The sequence below is a fragment of the Streptomyces recifensis genome (assembly GCF_002154615.1).
In the GTDB taxonomy this organism is placed as follows: Bacteria; Actinomycetota; Actinomycetes; order Streptomycetales; family Streptomycetaceae; genus Streptomyces; species Streptomyces griseoluteus.
In genome coordinates this window covers 1-3,234 of record NZ_MUNH01000324.1, presented here as the reverse complement: position 1 = coordinate 3,234, position 3,234 = coordinate 1, and the positions used below count along the sequence as shown (strand labels likewise).

The window sequence follows — 3,234 nt, the reverse complement described above, 5'->3', positions numbered from 1 at the left end:
GGGCGGCGGTGACGCTGGCGGCCGGTGCGGGCGGGGCGCTGCTCGGGCCGTGGGAGGCGGTGCGCGCGGCGGCCGCCGTACCGCTCTGTCTCATCCCGGCCGAGCTCCTGCTGCGCCGCTGCGTCTCCCGCTTCGGCGGGGTAACGGGGGACGTGTTCGGCGCCCTGGCGGAGACCGCGGCCACGGCCGCCCTGCTCGTGCTGTGCCTGGGAGGTACCGCCCCGCCGGTCGGCTGAGGGCGGCAACTGTGCGGCGCCCGGAGCGAGTTGTCCCCGCCGCCTGACAGGGGTGCCGGAAGCGCGGGCGACCGGGGTGGTCCTCGGCAATGAGCGAACGCACGTACGCGCGTACTCTCGTGGCGGGTGTTCGCCGACAGGGAGTCGACCCACCCCTTGCGGCGGTCGCCCCTCGCGGACGACCGGCTTGCGCAAACGGCCCCAGCAAACTTCACATCGGAAGCGAGATTTCACCACCGTGACTGCTCTGACTCTCAAGCCGGCCGCGGCGCCGGGCCCACGGGCCGACGCGATCGTGATCGGCGTCGCCAAGGCCGGCACGGGCCCCGTCGTGGCGCCCGGCGCCGAGGCCGTGGACCAGGCGTACGACGGCGGGCTGGCCGGCGTCCTGAAGACCCTCGGTGCCTCGGGTGCCGAGGGCGAGCTGACCAAGCTGCCCGCCCCCGCCGGTCTCGACACCCCGCTCGTGGTGGCGGTGGGCCTGGGCGCCGAGCCCGAGGCGGACGCCGGGTACGACCCCGAGGCGCTGCGCCGGGCCGCCGGTGTGGCCGCCCGCGGCCTCTCCGGCACCGAGAAGGCCGCCTTCGCGCTCCCCGTCGACGGTCCGGGCGCGCTGGCCGCGATCGCCGAGGGCGTGCTGCTCGGCGCGTACGCCTTCGACGCGTACAAGCAGAGCTCGAAGGACGACAAGGCGAAGAACGACGGCGGCCCGCTCGGCGAGGCCGTGCTGCTGGGCGGCGAGGAGGGCGAGGCCGGTCACCAGGCCGCCGTCGACCGCGCGAGGGCGGTCGGCGAGGAGCTGAACCGCGCCCGCGACCTCGTCAACACCCCGCCGAACGACCTGAACCCCGAGGCGTTCGCCGCGATCGCGCAGGCCGCGGCCGACGAGCACGGCCTCACCATCGAGGTGCTGGACGAGCAGGCCCTGAAGGAGGGCGGCTACGGCGGCATCCTCGGCGTCGGCGCCGGCTCGGCGTCCACCCCGCGCCTGGTGAAGCTGGCGTACCGGCACCCGGAGGCGGACAAGCACCTCGCCTACGTGGGCAAGGGCATCACCTACGACTCGGGCGGCATCTCGCTCAAGCCCGCCGGGCACAACGAGACGATGAAGTGCGACATGGCCGGCGCCGCCGCCGTGTTCGCCGCCGTCGTCGCGGCCGCCCGCCTCGGCCTCGAGGTGAACGTCACCGGCTGGCTGGCGCTCGCCGAGAACATGCCGTCGGGCTCCGCCACTCGCCCCGGTGACGTGCTGCGCATGTACAGCGGCAAGACCGTCGAGGTGCTCAACACCGACGCCGAGGGCCGCCTGGTGCTGGCCGACGCGCTGTGGGCGGCCTCGGCCGAGGAGCCGGACGCGATCGTGGACGTGGCCACGCTGACCGGCGCGATGGTGCTGGCGCTGGGCAACCGCACTTTCGGGATCATGGCCAACGACGACGCCTTCCGCACCTCGCTGCACGAGGTGGCCGAGGAGTCCGGCGAGCCGGCCTGGCAGATGCCGCTCCCCGAGCACCTGCGCAAGGGCATGGACTCCCCCGTCGCCGACATCGCCAACATGGGCGAGCGGATGGGCGGCGGCCTGGTCGCCGGCCTGTTCCTGCGCGAGTTCGTGGGCGAGGGCATCACCTGGGCCCACCTGGACATCGCGGGCCCGGCCTTCAACGAGGGCGGCCCCTTCGGCTACACGCCCAAGGGCGGTACGGGCACCGCCGTGCGCACCCTGGTGCGGCTGGCCGAGCAGACCGCCGACGGCGACCTCGGCTGACCCCGCGGGACGCCGCCGGGGGCGCGGACCGGGCCGGTCCGCGCCCCCGGCGTGAGGCGTCCGGGGCGGACGTGGGGCGTCTCACACCCCGGCCCGGCGTCCGTCGCACCCCCGACAGGTGCAAAGATGGAGCCCGGCAGGACAGGGCCCCCACCACAGGGCCGAAGCATTGAGCGGCCGGACACCAGCCGCCTGCCGGTCATCGGAGACCGGCACAGGCGCACATGCATGGAGGACGTGACGTGGCGAACGACGCCAGCACCGTTTTCGACCTAGTGATCCTCGGCGGTGGCAGCGGTGGTTACGCCGCGGCCCTGCGCGGAGCGCAGCTTGGCCTGGACGTCGCCCTGATCGAGAAGGACAAGGTCGGCGGCACCTGCCTGCACAAGGGGTGCATCCCCACCAAGGCCCTGCTGCACGCGGGCGAGATCGCCGACCAGGCCCGCGAGAGCGAGCAGTTCGGCGTCAAGGCGACCTTCGAGGGCATCGACGTCCCCGCCGTCCAGAAGTACAAGGACGACGTGATCTCGGGCCTCTACAAGGGCCTCCAGGGCCTGATCGCCTCCCGCAAGGTGACGTACATCGAGGGTGAGGGCCGGCTGTCCTCCCCCACGTCGGTGGATGTCAACGGGCAGCGGGTCGAGGGCCGCCACGTCCTGCTCGCGACCGGCTCCGTGCCGAAGTCGCTGCCGGGCCTGGAGATCGACGGCGACCGCATCATCTCCTCCGACCACGCCCTCGTCCTGGACCGCGTGCCCAAGTCCGCGATCATCCTCGGCGGCGGTGTCATCGGCGTCGAGTTCGCGTCCGCGTGGAAGTCCTTCGGGGCCGACGTCACCGTCATCGAGGGCCTGAAGCACCTGGTGCCGGTCGAGGACGAGAACTCCTCCAAGCTCCTGGAGCGCGCGTTCCGCAAGCGCGGCATCAAGTTCAGCCTCGGCACCTTCTTCGAGAAGGCCGAGTACACCCCGGACGGCGTGAAGGTCACCCTCGCGGACGGCAAGGAGTTCGAGGCCGAGGTCCTCCTCGTCGCCGTCGGCCGCGGCCCGGTCTCCCAGAACCTCGGGTACGAGGAGCAGGGCGTCAACATCGACCGCGGCTACGTCCTGGTCGACGAGTACATGCGCACCAACGTGCCCACCATCTCGGCTGTCGGTGACCTCGTCCCGACCCTTCAGCTCGCCCACGTCGGCTTCGCCGAGGGCATCCTGGTCGCCGAGCGGCTGGCCGGTC

3 protein-coding genes are annotated in these 3,234 nt (G+C 73.1%); all 3 read left to right on the top strand.

The window, feature by feature from the left end; translation table 11 throughout:
* The coding region (locus tag CCN33_RS17950; RefSeq protein ID WP_208621788.1) for an adenosylcobinamide-GDP ribazoletransferase at positions 1–236 on the top strand (236 nt) is incomplete at its 5' end.
* 238 nt (positions 237–474) lie between these two features.
* Positions 475–2,001 carry a leucyl aminopeptidase gene (locus CCN33_RS17945; protein ID WP_086694601.1) on the top strand — a complete coding sequence of 509 codons (1,527 nt, stop codon included), beginning with the start codon at positions 475–477 and terminating at the stop codon, positions 1,999–2,001.
* A 242-nt stretch (positions 2,002–2,243) separates the two neighbouring features.
* On the top strand, positions 2,244–3,234 hold a 991-nt coding region (locus tag CCN33_RS17940), incomplete at its 3' end, for a dihydrolipoyl dehydrogenase (RefSeq protein ID WP_086694600.1).